General features: G+C 41.7%; 13 protein-coding genes and 1 pseudogene. 10 read left to right on the plus strand and 4 right to left on the minus strand.

Annotated elements, in window-relative coordinates:
• The first annotated feature begins 200 nt into the window (after nt 1-200).
• The 9 genes and pseudogenes from gltB (at nt 201) to F907_RS0117850 (ending at nt 13,264) form a co-directional block, all read left to right on the plus strand.
• Entirely contained in the window at nt 201-4,679 is a 4,479-nt protein-coding gene (gene gltB, locus F907_RS14395; protein ID WP_171068365.1) for a glutamate synthase large subunit, read from the plus strand.
• 71 nt (nt 4,680-4,750) lie between these two features.
• On the plus strand, nt 4,751-6,172 hold the full coding sequence (locus F907_RS14390; RefSeq protein WP_005275842.1) for an FAD-dependent oxidoreductase: 1,422 nt from the start codon (nt 4,751-4,753) through the stop codon (nt 6,170-6,172).
• A gap of 186 nt (nt 6,173-6,358) precedes the next feature.
• Entirely contained in the window at nt 6,359-7,768 is a 1,410-nt protein-coding gene (locus F907_RS14385) for an MFS transporter (protein WP_016651434.1), read from the plus strand.
• Between the two features lie 114 nt (nt 7,769-7,882).
• Nucleotides 7,883-8,773, plus strand: a complete 891-nt coding sequence (locus tag F907_RS14380; protein WP_032861823.1) for a metal-dependent hydrolase — start codon at nt 7,883-7,885, stop codon at nt 8,771-8,773.
• A 178-nt stretch (nt 8,774-8,951) separates the two neighbouring features.
• Nucleotides 8,952-9,542 carry a LemA family protein gene (locus F907_RS14375; RefSeq protein ID WP_005147322.1) on the plus strand — a complete coding sequence of 197 codons (591 nt, stop codon included), beginning with the start codon at nt 8,952-8,954 and terminating at the stop codon, nt 9,540-9,542.
• A gap of 36 nt (nt 9,543-9,578) precedes the next feature.
• Entirely contained in the window at nt 9,579-10,646 is a 1,068-nt protein-coding gene (locus F907_RS14370; protein ID WP_016651436.1) for a TPM domain-containing protein, read from the plus strand.
• The gene (locus tag F907_RS14365) at nt 10,640-11,200 is read left to right on the plus strand and encodes a TPM domain-containing protein (RefSeq protein WP_016651437.1); all 561 of its coding nucleotides are present in this window, start codon (nt 10,640-10,642) and stop codon (nt 11,198-11,200) included. The genes F907_RS14370 and F907_RS14365 overlap by 7 nt, the downstream gene beginning before the upstream one ends.
• Nucleotides 11,201-11,730: 530 nt before the next feature.
• Nucleotides 11,731-12,267, plus strand: a pseudogene (locus tag F907_RS0117845) (hypothetical protein).
• Nucleotides 12,268-12,637: 370 nt separating this feature from the next.
• Nucleotides 12,638-13,264, plus strand: a complete 627-nt coding sequence (locus tag F907_RS0117850; RefSeq protein ID WP_016651439.1) for a hypothetical protein — start codon at nt 12,638-12,640, stop codon at nt 13,262-13,264.
• Between the two features lie 74 nt (nt 13,265-13,338).
• On the opposite strand, the gene F907_RS14360 is transcribed toward F907_RS0117850, so the two are convergent.
• Nucleotides 13,339-13,959: an HAD family hydrolase gene (locus tag F907_RS14360; protein ID WP_016651440.1), complete on the minus strand. Its 621-nt coding sequence runs from the start codon at nt 13,957-13,959 to the stop codon at nt 13,339-13,341.
• A 105-nt stretch (nt 13,960-14,064) separates the two neighbouring features.
• On the minus strand, nt 14,065-14,331 hold the full coding sequence (locus F907_RS14355) for a hypothetical protein (RefSeq protein WP_004281168.1): 267 nt from the start codon (nt 14,329-14,331) through the stop codon (nt 14,065-14,067).
• Nucleotides 14,332-14,492: 161 nt separating this feature from the next.
• Here F907_RS14355 and F907_RS14350 point away from each other — a divergent pair, with 161 nt between their 5' ends.
• The gene (locus F907_RS14350; RefSeq protein WP_081402433.1) at nt 14,493-14,702 is read left to right on the plus strand and encodes a helix-turn-helix domain-containing protein; all 210 of its coding nucleotides are present in this window, start codon (nt 14,493-14,495) and stop codon (nt 14,700-14,702) included.
• A 70-nt stretch (nt 14,703-14,772) separates the two neighbouring features.
• Here F907_RS14350 and F907_RS14345 read toward each other — a convergent pair whose 3' ends face one another.
• Nucleotides 14,773-15,198: a hypothetical protein gene (locus tag F907_RS14345; RefSeq protein WP_016651442.1), complete on the minus strand. Its 426-nt coding sequence runs from the start codon at nt 15,196-15,198 to the stop codon at nt 14,773-14,775.
• Between the two features lie 15 nt (nt 15,199-15,213).
• Nucleotides 15,214-15,597: a helix-turn-helix domain-containing protein gene (locus F907_RS14340; RefSeq protein ID WP_016651443.1), complete on the minus strand. Its 384-nt coding sequence runs from the start codon at nt 15,595-15,597 to the stop codon at nt 15,214-15,216.
• Between the last annotated feature and the right edge of the window lie 80 nt (nt 15,598-15,677).

A 15,677-nucleotide genomic window follows, 5' to 3' on the forward strand; every position in this document is an offset into this window, starting at 1 on the left:
TGAGGGTGTAATAACTGAAAACACTTTATATGGCGAATTGCGCTGCGTCTGGGATAAGAAAGGCGTATATTGCAAATCCGCCATGAAAAATGTTTTCGCGAAGCATTGAACTTTATATGAGTTGCTCGGCAATATCGCAGAAAATGAATTGATTGTTTGTTGCTCGAAAGAGCCATGTTAAAGAAGGGTACGCTATGCACATGCCATCGCCTAATACTGTAGCTCCCGCTCAAGGTTTATATCAGCCTGACGAGTTTAAGGATAACTGTGGTTTTGGTCTGATTGCCCATATGAAGGGTGAATCAAGCCATCATCTGGTCGAAACTGCGATTCACAGTTTAAGTTGCATGACGCACCGTGGAGGTATTGCCGCGGATGGTAAGACAGGAGATGGTTGCGGATTGTTATTGGCGATGCCGAAACAGTTTTTCCGTGAAGAAGCACAGAAACTCGGGAGTAACCTGACAGAGATTTTTGCTGCAGGAACTGTATTCCTAAACATCGATCCTGCTTTAGCACAAAATGCCAAAAACATTTTGAATAAAGAAATTGCTGCCGAAGGCTTAACTGTTGCAGCATGGCGTGTTGTACCTACAAATAATGATGCTCTAGGGGAAATTGCACTGCAATCCTTACCGGCATTTGAACAAATTTTAGTGAACTGCCCAATGGGCTTAACTGAAGTTGAGTTTAACCGTAAGCTCTTCTTGGCGCGTCGTCGTGCAGAACAACAATTACAAAATGACCCACTTTTCTATGTGACCACGTTGGCGACTACAGTTATCAGCTATAAAGGTTTGATGATGCCAGCTGCGATTGCTGACTTCTATACCGACTTGGCCGATGCACGGTTAACTTCACACATTGTAGTATTCCACCAACGTTTCTCAACCAACACGCTACCACGTTGGCCGTTGGCACAGCCGTTCCGTTATTTAGCACATAATGGTGAAATCAACACCATTACTGCAAACCGTAACTGGGCATTGGCACGTACGCCAAAATTTGAAAATCCATTACTTCCAGGTTTAACTGAGTTAAATCCAATTGTGAACCGTACTGGCTCGGACTCATCAAGCTTGGATAACATGCTTGAAATCTTGGTGGGTGGCGGTATGGATCTGTTCCGTGCACTACGTATGCTGGTTCCACCTGCATGGCAAAACGTGGAAACTCTAGATGCTGACTTACGTGCTTTCTATGAGTTCAACTCGAAGCATATGGAAGCGTGGGACGGCCCTGCGGGTCTGGTGATTCAAGATGGTCGTCATGCCATCTGTATGCTTGACCGTAATGGCTTGCGTCCAGCGCGTTGGGTGATCACCAAGAATGATTACATCACGCTTGCATCAGAAATTGGTGTATGGGGCTATGAACCTGAAGATGTGGTGTCTAAAGGTCGTGTGGGGCCAGGTCAAATCTTAGTCATTGATACTTTGACTGGTAAGGTGCTGGATACCAAAGATGTCAGTAACCATCTTAAAAATATGCGTCCATACCGTGAATGGTTGCGTGACCATGCGATCCGTTTACAAGCTAATCCACAGCTTGAAGAGCAGTTACTTGATCAAGGCTTAACAGGTGATGCCTTAAAAGCAGCGCAAAAAATGTTTATGGTGACATTTGAAGAGCGTGATCAATTATTGCGTCCAATTGCAGAAAGCGGTCAGGAAGCAGTGGGTTCAATGGGCGATGATACGCCAATGGCAGTATTGTCTCGCCAAGTTCGCCATGTGTCTGATTATTTCCGTCAACAGTTTGCGCAAGTGACCAATCCTCCGATCGATCCATTACGTGAATCAATCGTGATGTCATTGGAAACTTGCTTAGGCCGTGAACAGAACGTGTTTGAGCAAGGCCCGGAACATGCGGATCGGATCATCATTTCAAGCCCTGTCTTATCGAATTCGAAAATGCAGCAGCTTCGTGATGTTGAAAAAGAACGTGAAGGCTATGGCGTTGTTGATATCAATTTGAACTATGCAGAAGCAGAAGGTCTGCAAGCGGCAATTGCACGGATTTGTGAAGAATCAGCTCAAGCGGTTCGTGACGGTAAAACGTTGATTGTGCTTACTGATAAGAACTTGCGTGAAGGTTTCTTACCTGCGAACTCGGCATTGGCAACAGGCGCTGTGCACCATCATTTAATTAAAACCGGTTTGCGTACCGATGCAAACATTTTAGTTGAAACAGGTTTTGCACGTGACCCACATCAATTTGCTGTGTTACTTGGTTTTGGTGCAACTGCGGTGTATCCATACTTGGCTTATGACGTAATCAATGACTTGGTTGCAAAAGGCGAACTTTTGGGTGACCCAATCCATGCACAGGCTAACTTCCGTAAAGGGATTGAGAAAGGCTTACTCAAAGTTCTTTCTAAGATGGGGATTTCGACAGTTGCTTCTTATCGCGGTGGTCAATTGTTTGAAGCAGTCGGTTTATCTTCTGAAGTAGTGGATAAATGCTTCCTTGGTGTACCTAGCCGTATTCAAGGGGCGACTTTTGCTGATCTGGAAAGTGATCAGAAGAAATTAGCAAGCACTGCTTGGCAGAATCGTAAGCCGATTGATCAAGGTGGTTTGCTTAAATTCGTATTTGGTAAAGAGTATCACGCGTTTAACCCAGACGTGATTAACTCACTGCATAAAGCGGTGCGTTCAGGTCAATACCAAGACTTTAAAGAATATGCAGAGTTGGTAAATAACCGTCCTGTGGCAACCATCCGTGACTTATTCAAGTTAAAAACCACGGATTCGATTGCTTTAGATCAGGTTGAAACAATTGAAGATATTTTGCCACGCTTTGACTCTGCAGGCATGTCTTTAGGTGCATTGTCACCAGAAGCACATGAAGCCATTGCCATTGCCATGAACACCATTGGTGGTCGTTCAAACTCAGGTGAGGGCGGTGAAGACCCAGCGCGTTATGGCACCATCCGTAACTCGAAGATCAAACAGATTGCATCGGGTCGTTTCGGTGTTACTCCAGCGTATTTAACCTCTGCTGAAGTGTTGCAGATTAAAGTGGCACAAGGTGCAAAACCAGGTGAGGGCGGTCAGTTACCAGGTGGTAAAGTGAATGGCTTAATTGCACGTTTACGTTACTCAGTGCCGGGTGTGACTTTGATTTCCCCACCACCGCACCACGATATTTACTCGATTGAAGATTTATCGCAATTGATCTTTGACTTGAAACAAGTCAACCCTCAAGCGATGGTCTCAGTAAAACTCGTATCTGAGCCGGGTGTTGGAACGATTGCAGCAGGTGTGGCAAAAGCCTATGCCGATTTCATTACCATTTCTGGTTATGACGGTGGTACAGCTGCATCACCACTATCATCCATTCACCATGCGGGTTCGCCATGGGAACTCGGTTTAAGCGAGGCACATCAAGCGCTACGTGTGAATGACTTGCGTGGCAAGGTACGTGTACAAACCGATGGTGGTTTGAAAACAGGTCTAGATGTCATCAAAGCCGCGATTTTAGGTGCTGAAAGCTTTGGCTTTGGTTCGACACCAATGATTGCGCTCGGTTGTAAATATCTACGGATCTGCCACTTAAATAACTGTGCAACGGGTGTGGCAACACAACAGGATCACTTACGCCAAGAACATTATATTGGTGAGCCACAAATGCTGATCAACTTCTTCAAGTTTATTGCAGAAGAAACCCGTGAATGGTTAGCTGCATTGGGTGTTGCATCACTGAAAGATTTGATTGGCCGTGTTGACTTACTCGAAGTTTTACCGGGCGAAACAGACAAACACGCGCATCTTGACCTTAGTGCATTACTGACTTCACACCCTGCTGCTGAGGGTAAGGCGCAATATTGCCAAGTTCAAGGCAATGCACCATTCGATAAAGGTGTCTTGGCAGAGAAAATGGTGGCAGAGATGTTACCAGCAATTGAAGCGGGTTCAGGTGGCTCATTCAACTTCACCGTGGGGAACTGTGACCGTTCGATTGGTGCACGTATCTCTGGTGAGATTGCGCGTCGCTATGGCAACTTGGGGATGGAAAGCAGCCCAGTGGTCATGAACCTTGTCGGTACTGCGGGTCAGTCACTTGGTGTCTGGAATGCAGGTGGTTTGCATATCAAGCTGGAAGGTGATGCCAACGACTATGTCGGTAAGGGTATGGCGGGTGGTCGTGTATCGATCTTCCCACCAAAAGGTTCACCATTCCAAACACAAAACACAGCGATCATTGGGAATACCTGTTTATATGGTGCAACAGGCGGTAAAGTCTTTGCAGCAGGGACTGCGGGCGAGCGTTTCGCAGTTCGTAACTCAGGTGCATTTGCGGTGATTGAAGGTGCGGGCGACCACTGTTGTGAATATATGACAGGTGGTGTCGTGACGGTATTGGGTAAAGTGGGTCATAACTTTGGGGCAGGCATGACCGGTGGTTTCGCCTATGTGCTTGACCTTGATAATGACTTTGTCGATTACTACAACCATGAGTTGATTGATTTGAATCGTATTTCTACAGAAGCGATGGAAGATCATAAAGAGAACTTACTACGTATTCTTGATGAGCACATCAAGGAAACAGGTAGTGCTTGGGCCTACAAAATCCGTAATGAGTTCGACTTCTATAGTCGTAAATTCTGGCTGGTAAAACCGAAAGCTGCTAATTTACAATCGCTTTTGAAAACGACTCAAGCTGATCCACAATAATTCCACGACTGCAAAGACATAGGCAGGTGCAGCGGTGAAGGACATCACTGCGCCTACCCACGGAGAGAGACATGGCAGAGCGCCTTAATAATGACTTTCAATTTCTGGATGTAGCACGCCAAGATCCAGAGAAAAAAGATATTACTGTCCGCAAGGCAGAGTTTGTGGAAATTTATAAACCTTTTACTGCGGAAGTGGCGGCGAATCAGACCCACCGTTGTTTAGGCTGTGGTAACCCGTATTGTGAGTGGAAATGTCCAGTACATAATTACATTCCAAACTGGTTAAAGTTGATTGCGGAAGGTCAAATTTTTCAAGCCGCTGAACTTTGCCACCAAACCAATACCTTGCCAGAAGTTTGTGGTCGCGTATGCCCACAAGACCGCCTGTGCGAAGGGGCATGTACCCTGAATGATGGTTTCGGTGCTGTCACCATCGGTAATGCAGAAAAATACATCAATGACACTGCGTTCGCTTTAGGCTGGCGTCCAGATATGTCTGGCGTTAAATGGACCAATAAAAAAGTTGCCATCATTGGTGCAGGTCCTGCGGGTCTAGGTTGTGCAGATATTTTGGCACGTGGTGGGGTTAAACCTGTTGTATTTGATAAGCGTCCTGAAATTGGTGGTCTATTAACCTTCGGTATTCCAGAATTTAAAATGGAAAAAGATGTGATGAAACGCCGCCGTGAAATCTTCACGGGGATGGGCATCGAATTCCGTTTAAACACTGAAATTGGTGTTGATGTCACCATTGAGCAATTACTTGCTGAGTACGATGCCGTGTTCATGGGCATGGGCACTTATACCTATATGAAAGGTGGTTTCCCAGGTGAAGACTTAAATGGTGTTTACGATGCTTTGGACTTCCTGATTGCCAACGTGAATCGTTGCCAAGGCTGGGAAAAAGATCCAAGCGAATACATCAGTGTTGATGGCAAAAAAGTCATCGTATTAGGTGGTGGTGATACGGCGATGGACTGTAACCGTACCTCATTGCGTCAAGGTGCACATGATGTGACTTGTGCTTATCGCCGTGATGAAAGTAACATGCCGGGTTCTGCACGTGAAGTGAAGAATGCCTATGAAGAAGGTGTGAAATTCCTGTTCAACCGTCAGCCAATCGAGATTGTCGGTGAAAATGGTAAAGTAACGGGTGTTAAGGTTGTAACCACACAAATGGGTGAGCCAGACAGCCGTGGTCGTCGCAGCCCTGAACCAATTCCGGGTTCTGAAGAAATTCTACCCGCAGATGCCGTATTATTGGCCTTTGGTTTCCGTCCAAGTCCAGCAGACTGGTTCGGTGGTGCGAATGTGAGTTTAGATGGTTCAGGTCGTGTGGTCGCGGCTGAACAGCAAGAATTTAAATTCCAGACTTCGAATCCAAAAATCTTCGCAGGTGGAGATATGGTTCGTGGTTCTGATTTGGTGGTCACCGCGATCTGGGAAGGCCGTCAAGCTGCTGAAGGTATCTTGGATTATCTCGGCGTATAAACCTATTCTGCATATTTAAGTTGTTAAAAAGCCCAAGCCTCGTGCTTGGGCTTTTTTATAGGGTTGATGATCTGCGATCTATCTGTTGTGGCCAAAGTAAATAAAAACTTTAACAAGTGTTCAATAACTTGTTATGCTATTAATGATAATAATTCTCATTTTAATTTTTGCTGAGTGGATAAAATAATGACATCAAAACTCAATGATCGGCTGTTAATTGCGGCACTGTATACCAGTACCTTTCTCTGCTTGGTGGATTTGAGCAGTGTTAATCTGGCTTTAACGGCAATTCAAGCCCAATTCAATAGCCATCTTGCCGATTTACAATGGGTGATTGATAGTTATGCGTTGAGTATGTCGAGTTTGATGTTAGCAGTGGGTGCTTTAAGCCAATGGTTGGGGCGTAAACGCTTGTGGTTAGTCGGTGTCATCATCTTTATTCTTGGCTCAGTGATTTGTGCTGCTGCACCTGATTTTGGCATATTGATTATTGGGCGGGTGATTCAGGGCATTGCGGGAGCGATGCTGATTCCACTGACCTTGGCCATTATCGTACATCATTTTACCCAAGCCAATCGCAAAGCACGGGAAATTGGTAACTGGAGCTCATTCAGTGCCTTTGCCTTAATTATTGGGCCCTTGATGGGGGGATTGATGGTGCATTATTTGGGCTGGCAGAGTATTTTCTGGCTGAATCTGCCGGTTGGTCTGTTGGCATTGTTTCTAGGCTGGAAAGGCATTGCTGAAGATGCGCATCAGCAAAAAATCAGTTTCGATTATTTGGGGCTGATTTATAGTGTGATTGCGATTGCCACCTTGACCTATAGCATTATTATGGTTCAGCAAGCGCATTTGGGTTATTTGATTGTTTTTAGTTTCTTGATTTCAATAGTTTTTGCTCTGATTTTTATTCGACATCAAAAACATGCTTTGCATCCATTGATCCCACGTCATTTATTCCATAACCGTATTTTTTTACGCTTTAATCTGATTTCATTTCTACTGGGATTTGCAGGCTATAGCTCCTTATTTGTGTTTGCCTTGTTTTATCAAGAACAGGTTCATTTAAGTGCGGCCCAAGCCGGTTGGCTGATTGCCCCGCAATTCCTGATGCAGGCATTGGTTTCCATCGGGTTTGGTCGCTTACAGCAAAGTTATGGTGCTTTGTCATTACTTCGAATCGGTTTGCTCATTTCGGGGACTGCATTGATCGCAATGATTAGTTTCCAGAGCAACTCCTCCTATCTGTTGTTTATGGGCTTAAGCGGCATGATGGGTGCAGGCATTGGATTGATTGTACCGAGTTCCAGTACTTTGAGCTTACATACGGTATCGCAGGCTGATGCCAGTTTTGCCGCAGCAATCTTGAATATGCTGAGACAGCTTGGGCTGACTTTTGGCATCGCGGTATTGGGCACGCTGACTGCGTTTATGATCAAATGGGCGGTGACAAGCTTGCATTATCCGATGGTACAGGCACAGCTATTGGCATTTCATGTGGTGGTGGCGATCATGGGCGGACTATTCCTTGCAGCGATGTGGAGCTTGAGAAAAATTAAACAACAAGAATGTGTCACACCGATCTCATCGACCTAGACCAGTCATCATTTTGGTAGTTTTGGCAAATTTTGTAAGCTTTTTTGCCCTGTGCATGCATTTTTTACAGCGTGATACTCGAACACAGTCTAGGAAATGATGCAGGCAATCGAGATGGCTCTTGCAAATGCGAATGTGGAAAGAACTTATTTAAATCGCCCCAGAGCTTTGGGGATTACGGTACGACGTTTGCAATTTAATCCAAACAAAATCAAACGTCATTATTTTGCCAATTCTCCGGTGATGTCTCACTTACTCACGGCATTGTCGTCAACTTTCCCGATTGGAGAGCAGTATTTTGTCAATAGTGTGCGCAATGTCCGAGACAAAGTGCAAGACCCGCAATTACAAGCACAGATTGCAGCATTCATTGGGCAGGAGGCGATGCACTCCAAAGCGCATACCGAGTTTAATGATGCTTGGCGACGCGACGATTATAATCTTGATCGTTTTCAGGCGTGGCTGGCAAAACGTGATGATGTGCTGCGAAATATTCACCCCAAATTGCAGTTGGCTTTGACTTGTGCCTTTGAGCATTTTACTGCAATGCTCGGTGGTTATATTCTTAAGCATCCTGAAATTCTCAGTACCTTGGATGAGGATGCCATGAAACTGTGGGTCTGGCATGCGATTGAGGAAATTGAGCATCGTTCGGTGGCCTTTGATGTCTATCAGGCGGTGTATGGTGATGATCGTATTCGCCGTTTACTGATGCGCAGTGTAACGACGGGCTTTGCTAGCCTGACGTTGTATGCCACCACACGACTGATCTGGCAGGATAAATGGAAGAGCCTACCGAAACTGGGTGGTAATCTGTTTGGCATGTATTTACTCAGTAAAATGTTGCTGCAATTGATTCCTGAATATTTATCTTATTATCAGGCCGATTTTCATCCCGCCAAACATGATTACAGCGCATTGGTGAATTACTGGAAAGCACGTATGGCCGATGAATATGGCATGGCGAGCTTTCAAGAAAATACAGCATCTAAAATATATAGTTAATCCACACCAATCATAAAACTTTGTGCTTAGCGCGGCATTACTTCAAGCTTGCTTGAGTGATGCCTTTTTTATTTAAATACCCATAAAGCAACTTTAATAAATGTTACACAGCTGACAAAAAATCTCATTACAATGAATTATCGCAAAAATATAAAGAAAAACTTGAGGATAAATTTTTATGAAAATCATCAAACAGACTGCACTCGCAACCGTATTGGCCAGCAGCTTGCTATTTACCGGTTGTGGCTATAACACCTTGCAGGTCAAGGACGAAGCGGTGAATGCCTCTTGGTCTGAGGTACAGAACCAGTACCAACGCCGTGCTGACCTTGTTCCAAACTTGGTGAATGTGGTGAAAGGCTACGCCAAACATGAAGAACAAGTTTTGGTTGAAGTCACTCAGGCACGTTCGAATGTTGCAGGCTTAAAAGTCGATAAAGAAGTACTCGAAGATCCAGCACTTTTCGAGAAATACCAACAGGCACAAAGCCAATTGACGGGTGCACTATCTCGTTTGATCGCGGTTTCAGAAAACTATCCCGACTTAAAAGCCAATGAGCAGTTCCGTGATTTACAGGCACAGCTTGAAGGAACAGAAAACCGTATCGCAGTTGCGCGTAACCGCTATATCACCACGGTTCAGGACTACAATGGCTATGTACGTCAGTTCCCGCAAGCCCTGACCGCAAAAGTAATTGGCATGAAAACCAAAGAAAACTTTAAGGCGGAACAGTCTGCACAGCAAGCACCTACAGTTTCATTTAATTAACTGTTGAAATGATTCTGAACTGTGAGGAGCAACCGTATGTTGAGCGTGCTTAAGCAAAACTTGAAACAGAGAATATTCGCTGTTTTAACTCTCGTCTTTGCCGCACTATTTTTCCAGCATACGGTTTGGGCTGAAGTCGCAACTGCAACGGATCAAAGTGATTTGATCGTTGCGGGTAAAATTATTCAGCAACAGCAAAAAGCCAATACATCATCTACAACGCAGCCGCAAGCAGAAACACCCAATCCGCCGCAAGTGGCCAATGATATGGCCGAAGGCGAATCCATCCGCGGTTTGCCGACCTTAAATCAACCAGTAATTGATCAGGCCAAAATCTTGAGTGATGCTGAGCTGCAGCAGCTCAATCAGAAAATTCTTAACCTGTATCAGCAAGGCAAAGCCCAAATCGGGGTGATTATTGTACCGACCACTGGGCAGGAAGCCATTTTTGATTTTGCTTTGCGTACGGGTGAAAAATGGCAATTGGGTTCAGCCAAACGCGATAATGGTTTATTGATGGCGATTGCGGTGAATGACCGTAATATCCAGATCTTGACAGGTTATGGTCTAGAGGGCGTTCTGCCCGATGTCGTGTTAAGTCGGATTATCCGTAATCAAATCACCCCGTATTTTAAACAGGGCCAATACGCACAAGGTATTTCCGCAGGCTTGGATGAAATTAGCCGCATTGTCAATCTGGATCCTGAAATTGCGCAGCAAGCCGCGCAAGAGTTGAAAGATCGGCATGAACAAGCGATTCAAGCACAACAGGCCAAAGACAATACCTTGACTATGGCATTATTTATCCTGATTGCGGGTGTAGTGGGATCATTCATTGTTGGTAATCGTCTAAGTGCTGCCACAGCAGGGGTCACCGCTGCTGCAGCAGGATTACTGAATGGTGCAGGTTTAGTGATGAGCCTGTTACTCGGTTTTGGGATTTTCTTTTTATTGATTACCTCACTGGCACAGCTGATTTTTCAGGCTTTCCTTTCTGGTGGAGGCCGTGGTGGCGGAGGTGGTGGTTTTGGTGGCGGCAGCGGCGGTGGTTATAGCGGTGGCGGTGGTAGTTTTGGCGGGGGAGGAGCATCAGGCTCATGGTAACAAAAACGGATACAACGCAGATTATTACGCAACCTAAACTGAATGAGCATGTGCAGCCGAGTCTAAAACGTTGGTTTAAGCATTTTCTTTACGTGTCTTCTGCGCATCGTTATTTTAATAAACAAGATCGGCTAGACATCGCCGAAGCAGTACAACGGGCAGAGAAGGGTCATATCGGTGAAATTCAGGTGGTGATAGAAGGGCATATTCCCTGTTCACAGGCTTACCATCAAAATACCCGTTTACGTGCGCAACAGCTGTTTGCTGAACTTGGGGTTTGGGATACTGAGCTCAATAGTGGTGTACTCCTGTATTTAAACCTATGCGAGCGCAAAGTTGAGATCGTGATCGACCGTGGTTTAAAGAATGCTACGCCTGCTGAAACATGGAATGTGATTTGCCAGAGTATTGTGCTGTTATTGGCGCAAAAACAATATCGACACGCAGTAAGTAGTGGTGTTGCTGAAATTGGACAGGTGCTAGACCAGTACTATGTCAAAGCGGATTCAAATGACCAGAATGAATTGCCAAATGAACCGATTATTTTGAACTAACTTTTAAATTCTTCTCAAAATTAAAGCTTGTTATTTTAGGAAAAATAAACTAATGTGCAGACGATTCTGTATACATGAAATTTGTTTATAGCAAGCTTTTACAGCAACTTCCGATAAACGGCAAAAAAAAATTGAATAAATTACAATAAATTTTCTGTGAAATGAGTCGCTCAATTTAAGCACAATTAGAAAGTAGTCAAATTCGATAGCTCAAAAAAAGAATAATAAAGCAGTAAAGTTGACGTTATTTGTCATTTTTTTTCATTAAATGTCTAAATTGCTCTCATTTTATTCAACATGAATTTTTTTTAAGTCCCTGTTTTTTTAGGGTAAAATTGGCTAAGCTAAGGACTGGCATAAAACATGCTAAATACTAAGTAGCTGAAAAAAGCTTATAAAAAATATCTATTGGAGAAATGTTATGAAATCAATGCAAAAGGGTTTTACTCTTATCGATACTCCATAAGTGTCCATATAAAATGAACAATCCATAAGTAAGTCAATATGGACATAAAAATAATAAATTTGATATGAATAATCAATATTATCTTTTTCTACTTTTTTCGATCTCTGTTTTTACTCATGCTCAAGAACTAGACTTAATTCAATATTCAGATATTTCATCAATTCCTCAAATTGTTTTGCATCCAAAAATCCAAACAGAACTTCAAACATTGTGAGAGCATGATTATCTAAAATTTCAATCTAATTTCGATAATTACTCAGCGCCCTATTTACTAAAAACAGATGAGGCTCTGTATTATGAAGGTCGGTCTGGAAGCAGTTTAGATGCTTCATCAGCGATTGTGTTTAAAGATGGGCGATTGTTTGCTGCAATTTATTTTGCCAAAACCAAGACGTTAAAATACTTTAGCAATGATGCAAGTTGCTCAAAACAGTTACATCCTGCGATTCAAGTCTTTGCTCAGCAGCGTGAAATTCAAAGTATTGAGTATGTGACAGCAAGAGTGGAAAGCGCTTTAAAATATCATCTTGGTTTAGCTGCTCAATGTGAGGCTTATATAGAAAAACTAAAGAAAGGAAACTCAAGCTTTTTGAACATCTAAACCAAGATTAAAAATCTATAATTGCTCAATGGAAAGGTACGTGAGTCGTATAAAATAAACGGGGAATATTTTTCCTTCAATAAGCTCAGGAAACTGTTGGCTGAGACTTCGGCGTGAGCTTAGTCGGACGCTTGTCGAAGCCATTGTGTGACAATATACTCCTATGGACTAACTTATACTGAACTTGCACAAATTATGTTATGTAACGTATGTAAAAAGTTGAAATTGTTAAAAAATAGGATAACTAAAAATGCAACCGACTGAATTAAAATAATTACCAGACTGGTTATTAGAACAGTTACCCCAAATAACTGAACCAGCAATTTTATCACTGCGAGATACGAAACTTGTCGTCACTTACCCTGATCGTATGGAAGCAATTCACGAAAGCTTAAAAGACGTACAACACCAGATCCATCATGTCAAACCTACAGATTTACAGATTCTACCAGAGGTTTATCAATATTTTGGTGAGGATAAAGAGAATGGTTGCCTATTTTTTAAAACCTCTGAGCATCTTTCTAGTAGTTTGTTTTCCTACACCGATCAAAATAAATTTGAGCATTTACAATCTGCTTTACAGACTGCCTTTGAAAATGAGCAAGCATATCTCGCAAATCCAACGGACTTTTTAACTGCCTATCATTTTATTGATACACACCCAGCTTTTTGGACGGTTATTGGCGATGTACCATCATGGCACTGGAATACATGGGGGCATTGCCAAAATGTTTATCACGGTGCATATAATGATGAAGATGATGGGAAATTAGTGATTTATTTAGAGACTGGCTCACATCTCAATAAAGTAGAAGATAGTGGTAAATTATACCAAGAGCATTATCATGATTATCGTTTAGATGTTTGGGCAGATACGTTTGAACAGGCGTTTATCAAGTTGGCGGCAATGGTGTATAAGTTTTTTGACCATCAAGGTGTTGAGCGTCCAGATGTGCCACATATAAAACCAGCATGGGTTCTGGAGCTTGATGAATGAATTGCAGAATTTAAAAAAATGGAAAGATGAGGAGAGCTGTGAGTATTCACTATTAGGGGGACGTCCACGAGTTGTTAAAGTATGTCGTTTAAAACATCTGCCAGCTTTTGACCATTCTTACGATCAATTAAACGTGCTGACATACCAAATTCATTTGGACCACTGTAATCAGCTAAAAGTGTATCTCCAATAAACAAAATGTCTTTGGCATGACATTGTAATTTATCAATTAAATATTGATAAATTTGTGACTCTGGTTTAATTGCTCCAACCCCATAACTCCAAGCATAAGCATCAAGAGAAGGTAAAAATGAAGAAACAACTTTTCCATATGGCATAGCTAAATTTGAGCATAATGCTAATCTGAATCCCAATTTTTTTAATTCTTCCAAAGTTGATAAGGTATCTTCATACAGTCTAATAGAGCGTAACTCTTCATCTAAATCATGCTCAAGTTCTTGCAGAAATTGGTCTGGAATATTTACTGCTAATCGCTTTGCAAGCTCTGCCAAATTTAAATTGTGGGACATAATAAATTTGGCATCATCAGGTTTTGGTTGTCGCCCATTTTCTTTTAGCCATTTCATTAATTTTCTATATGGGGAACGTCTTTCCCCTATCTTCACAAGTGTGCCAAATACGTCAAAAACAATGACTGAAGGCTCAATATGGCCTGCTTTTATAAATGATTCCATATTTTGACAACCAATTAAATTGAATTTTACTTTTTGTTGAGATTACCATAAGAGGGATTGCTATAAAAAATTAAGGGAGATATTTGATATCTCCCTTTGATTATTTTATTCACTGAAATTTGCAAACATAATTTTAGGGAAATTTTTCATAAAGTGGCGTCTAACATGATTGAAGTCACTCAGATCATGTTGATTTTTTTCAAAATAATTCACCCAGGCTAAAGTCGCATCTTGGTCATTTAAGTTGGGGTTAACATTCAGAAACAAAGCTAAATCAAATGTACGGTCAATATTAAACTCTTTGATTAGTGCAACAGCAGTTGAACGAACTTCCTCTGAAACAGAGAATTTTGGAGAAAAGTAGTTATTCATAGCTGAACTTCCTTAAAAAACTATATAATGAAATTTAGAACGGCTAATTTGTTTTTTAATAAAACAATATAACCTGCTGTAGGTTAAATTAGCATGTAGAGAGTTATTTATCAAGTTGAATTAACCTGCTGTAGGTTAATTTTTTTAATTTAAAGGTTGTTATGATTAGATGTAGGTTGTCAAATTTGATGGGTGAGCGAAAAATTTTAAAGCTAAGTGAGGTAGCTCAAGCGACTGGTATCAATCGTAATACGCTAACAAGCCTTTACTATGATCGTGCAGTACGAATTGAACTTTCAGTCGCTGATACCTTATGTAAATATTTTAATTGTAATATGCAAGATTTATTTGAATACAGCGAAGGCTCGTAAAGCAGGGAACTAAGTGGTTCATAATTTATTTTTAAATTTAAAAATAATCTAGAATCAGCAAAGTTTTATGTTAGTGATAGCTTAAATTTTGATTGATATATTTTTTTGCTAAAAATCTAGCATAAACTCTAACTGGACAAAAAATTAAAAGACATAAAATTAATGTTGACATTAATGGGATCAAAGGCTCCATTAAATTATGTTTCTGAAACATAATACCCGCAAAATTTGGTAAACGTCCCATAATGAAATAGAATCCACCGATTACTAAGGTAGAGATTACCCAACAAATTGCGATAGAATGTTTTTGATAGCGAAAAAATGTCTGTTTACGGAATGATGAGATACATTGATTACAATAAGGAAATCTCTGATAGTCTTCATAAGAAAGCATCCCATCACCATTTTTACATGGTAATGAGTGATTAATTGTTAAATTGCCACCACATACATTGCCTGTATTTGAATGACCGACAGAAACAGAATTATTTGTCATAAGAATCCTAGCTATTTATTTAAGAGTTATATCTCTTCCTGCAACATTCCCAGTATTTGAGTCACCGACCGTAACAATATTACCCTTAGGTGGTTCTGGAGTATTTTGAGTTAATAACCCCGCCAAGATATGTCTTTGTACAGTTTCTGGTGCTTGCCGAAATAATTCAATCAGCATTTTTTCTTGTGTTGTCACACTTAAAGACTCTCTTTTTCCTGTTAAAACGTAATTAATATCAAAGCCTAATTCCGTAAGTTTAGCAAGATACTCTGCATCTGGAGAGCGTTTGCCATTTTCATAATTAGACTGTGTAGGAATTGCTACACCAACAAATTCAGCTACATCTTTTGCTTTTAAATTCAACCTATTACGTTCTTCTGTTAAAAAAATCTTATTCACTTGAATAAATCCTGTTGATTTAAGTTAATCGAACGATTAATATTAATTTGTTAGCGATACTTACATAGTGTAACACGCTC

Source organism: Acinetobacter colistiniresistens (assembly GCF_000413935.1).
GTDB lineage: Bacteria > Pseudomonadota > Gammaproteobacteria > Pseudomonadales > Moraxellaceae > Acinetobacter > Acinetobacter colistiniresistens.

Coding starts and splice junctions, on each gene's coding strand:
- F907_RS14385 (WP_016651434.1), top strand. CDS start 6,359: ATGACATCAAAACTCAATGATCGGCTGTTAATTGCGGCACTGTATACC.
- F907_RS14355 (WP_004281168.1), bottom strand. CDS start 14,331: ATGAATAACTACTTTTCTCCAAAATTCTCTGTTTCAGAGGAAGTTCGT.
- F907_RS14380 (WP_032861823.1), top strand. CDS start 7,883: ATGGCTCTTGCAAATGCGAATGTGGAAAGAACTTATTTAAATCGCCCC.
- F907_RS14350 (WP_081402433.1), top strand. CDS start 14,493: ATGATTAGATGTAGGTTGTCAAATTTGATGGGTGAGCGAAAAATTTTA.
- F907_RS14345 (WP_016651442.1), bottom strand. CDS start 15,198: ATGACAAATAATTCTGTTTCTGTCGGTCATTCAAATACAGGCAATGTA.
- F907_RS0117850 (WP_016651439.1), top strand. CDS start 12,638: ATGGAAGCAATTCACGAAAGCTTAAAAGACGTACAACACCAGATCCAT.
- F907_RS14390 (WP_005275842.1), top strand. CDS start 4,751: ATGGCAGAGCGCCTTAATAATGACTTTCAATTTCTGGATGTAGCACGC.
- F907_RS14365 (WP_016651437.1), top strand. CDS start 10,640: ATGGTAACAAAAACGGATACAACGCAGATTATTACGCAACCTAAACTG.
- F907_RS14370 (WP_016651436.1), top strand. CDS start 9,579: ATGTTGAGCGTGCTTAAGCAAAACTTGAAACAGAGAATATTCGCTGTT.
- F907_RS14360 (WP_016651440.1), bottom strand. CDS start 13,959: ATGGAATCATTTATAAAAGCAGGCCATATTGAGCCTTCAGTCATTGTT.
- F907_RS14375 (WP_005147322.1), top strand. CDS start 8,952: ATGAAAATCATCAAACAGACTGCACTCGCAACCGTATTGGCCAGCAGC.
- gltB (WP_171068365.1), top strand. CDS start 201: ATGCCATCGCCTAATACTGTAGCTCCCGCTCAAGGTTTATATCAGCCT.